At 58.0% G+C, this 257-nt stretch carries 1 protein-coding gene; it reads left to right on the top strand.

Annotated elements, in window-relative coordinates; genetic code table 11:
* The coding region (locus tag SB719_RS21245; RefSeq protein WP_412159902.1) for a hypothetical protein at positions 1-257 on the top strand (257 nt) is incomplete at both ends.

Genomic DNA, 257 nt, shown 5'->3' with positions numbered 1-257 from the left:
CGAAGCCCAGCAGCAGCAGTACGAGAACAACCGTATTGAGGCGAACCGGGCTGCGACTGATAACTATGCCGCGACACAGCTCCGAATGCAGCAGGAACAGAAGGCCGCTTCTCAGGAACTCCAGAAGTCCCAGACGGAAGCTGCTCAGGCGAGAGCTACTGCTGAGACCGCTGCCGGTGAGGCTGGCGTGTCCGGACTGTCGGTCGATAGCTTAATAGCCGACTATTACAACCAAGAGGGCCAATTCGAACGAACCC

This window comes from Pantoea sp. SIMBA_079 (genome assembly GCF_046940275.1).
GTDB lineage: Bacteria > Pseudomonadota > Gammaproteobacteria > Enterobacterales > Enterobacteriaceae > Pantoea > Pantoea borealis.
The sequence above is the reverse complement of the archived record's forward strand: the minus strand, read 5'-3'. Positions and strand labels throughout refer to the sequence as shown.